This window comes from Halobacillus sp. (assembly GCF_049282395.1).
Classification (GTDB): domain Bacteria; phylum Bacillota; class Bacilli; order Bacillales; family Halobacillaceae; genus Halobacillus.
Genome location: NZ_JBAPTY010000119.1, coordinates 1 through 2,822 on the forward strand (window position 1 = coordinate 1; position 2,822 = coordinate 2,822).

The 2,822-nt window shown below is 44.0% G+C and carries 2 protein-coding genes; both read left to right on the plus strand.

Going from position 1 to position 2,822, the window contains the following annotated elements:
* Positions 1-83 precede the first annotated feature (83 nt).
* The gene (locus WAM07_RS05650) at positions 84-1,739 is read left to right on the plus strand and encodes a glycoside hydrolase family 13 protein (RefSeq protein WP_422165483.1); all 1,656 of its coding nucleotides are present in this window, start codon (positions 84-86) and stop codon (positions 1,737-1,739) included.
* Between the two features lie 87 nt (positions 1,740-1,826).
* Entirely contained in the window at positions 1,827-2,594 is a 768-nt protein-coding gene (locus tag WAM07_RS05655; protein ID WP_422165485.1) for a putative hydro-lyase, read from the plus strand.
* The last annotated feature ends 228 nt before the right edge of the window (positions 2,595-2,822 follow it).

A 2,822-nucleotide genomic window follows, 5' to 3' on the forward strand; every position in this document is an offset into this window, starting at 1 on the left:
GGGGTATGTTAGAATGAGGTTGTTTCCGGATAGGTAGTGTTAGGGAAAAGGTTATTAAATTATAGAAAAGCAGGTGAAGACATATGACAAACCAATCGCACGAATGGTGGAAGAAAAGCGTTGTCTATCAAATTTATCCGAAAAGCTTTAATGATACGAACGGGGACGGAATCGGAGATATTCCCGGAATCATAGAGAAACTCGATTATTTGAAGGAGCTTGGCATTGATGTAATTTGGCTGTCCCCGGTCTATGATTCTCCCCAGGAGGATAACGGCTATGATATACGCAATTACCGCCAGGTGGATGATCTGTTTGGATCGATGGAAGATTTGGAGCAACTACTCGATGAAGTACATCAGCGGGGAATGAAGCTTGTAATGGATCTGGTAGTTAACCACACCTCGGATGAGCATCCCTGGTTTGCTGAATCTTCTAAAAGCACAGACAACCCGTACCGTGATTACTACATATGGAAGGATGGTAAAGAAAACGGGGATCCTCCTACGAATTGGAATTCCGTTTTTGGCGGCCCGGCATGGCAGTATGATGAACAGACGGGGCAGTATTATCTTCACATTTTTGCTAAAAAACAGCCCGATTTGAATTGGGAGAATCCCAAACTACGGGAAGAGGTTTATGACATGATGAAGTTCTGGCTGGATAAGGGCATGGACGGATTCAGGATGGACGTTATCAATTTCATCTCGAAAGATCCTTCATATCCGGAAGGACTGGATGGCGATGGCAGCCCTTATTTCATGAATGGACCAAGAATTCATGAATTTTTACAGGAAATGAACAAAGAAGTTCTGTCTCACTACGACGTCATGACTGTTGGAGAGATGCCGGGAGCTTCACCGGAGGACGCGAGGGAGTACACTGATCCTGAGAATGAAGAATTGAATATGATCTTTACCTTTGAGCACATGGATTTGGATTCCGAAGGAGATAAGTGGAATTTAAAACCACTTAATCTAATAGAACTCAAGGAAAACTTTGAAAAATGGCAGACGAAGCTGCACGGAACGGGCTGGAACAGTTTGTACTGGAATAATCATGATCAACCGCGGATCGTCTCCCGATTTGGAAATGACGAGTCCTACCGGGAGAAATCGGCGAAGATGCTTGCAGTCTGTCTGCACATGATGCAGGGAACACCGTATATTTATCAAGGAGAAGAACTTGGTATGACAAATGCCCGTTTTGAAAATCTGGAGGATTACCGAGATATTGAGCTGCTTAATATGTATGAAGAAAAGAAAGCGGAAGGCTGGTCTCATGAGGAGCTAATGGAAGCTATTTATGTTAAAGGCCGAGATAATGCGCGGACACCGATGCAATGGAACAGTCAGGAACACGCCGGTTTTACCAGTGGAACACCGTGGCTTCAGGTCAATCCTGCCTATCCAGAAATCAATGCTGAAGCCGCGCTTCAAGATAAAAACTCGATTTTTTATTTCTACCAACATCTGATCCAGCTGAGAAAAGAGAAAGATATCATTACGGATGGAAATTTTGAACTGTTGATGAGAGAAGACCCGCTGGTATTCGCTTATAAACGAACGAATGGGAATGAAACTCTTGTCGTATTATGCAACTTCTCTGACCAGCAAGCAGGAGTAGCCGAGGAGTTAATCCAGACCATTCAGGCAGGATCAGTAGTTGTATCGAATGATTATGAACAAAAGAACCGAGGGGTTCTGGAACCATATGAAGGCGTGGTTTATTCAGTTTAATTAAAAGGAAAAAGCAGAAGAACAATGGATCGCTTAGAAGAAAGTTCTTAAGATGCTATTTTTAACTATAAAAGTGAGGTGCTGTTCATGAAGCCGGGAGATGAGAGATTTCGTTTTCGTAACGAAGAATGGACAGGGACAACGTCTGGATTATGTGAAAAGTACGTTCAAACTAATTTAGTAACCTTGCCGAAAGAATACGCTTTTGATTTTCTGCTCTTTTGTATCCGAAATCCAAAGCCCTGCCCATTAGTTGAGGTACTTGAAGCCGGTCAGACCGTTCCGGAAATTGCCGATGCGGACGTACGAACGGATCTGCCTCGTTATCGTATTTACCGCAATGGCGAATTTTCAGAAGAAGTGCTGAACTTAACGGATATTTGGCAGGACGATTTCGTAACCTTCCTGATTGGATGCAGCTTCACTTTCGAAACAGCCCTGGTTGAGGGCGGCATTCCGATGCTTCATCAGGAACAAGAGAAAGTTGTTCCTATGTATAAGACGAATATCCCATTAGAGAAAGCTGGTGTATTTGAAGGGGAAATGGTGGTCAGCATGAGAGCGATTCCCAATAATCTAATGGATGAAGCTCTGGAAATTTCAGAGCGATTTGGACAGGCTCATGGAAGTCCGGTTCACGCCGGACATCCGGAGAACATTGGCATCCCTAATCTTCGGAAGCCAGATTATGGAGATCCTGTTGATTTCGATCCTGCTTCTTCGACACCTGTGTTCTGGGCTTGCGGGGTCACTCCTCAAAATGCTGCACTTCAAGCGAAGCCTCCGATCATGGTAACCCATGCACCAGGTCACATGCTCATTACGGATCAACTGGATCCTAATTACGACAGATAAGTACAAGACTCGTTCATTTTGAACGAGTCTTTTGCTGTATTAAATGCCGGGCCCGGCCGTAAGCTTCTATGTTACGATTATTGAAACTGTTCAATAAGTAAGGTGAACCATTTTTTCTGGAGGTGCGAATGTGAGTAGGGCTGTCATTCTCTTATGCGTGTGCTTTATGCTCTCGGCGTGCTCAAACCATTCAGAAGAAATTCGATTAAGCGGCGAGATTACAAGAAT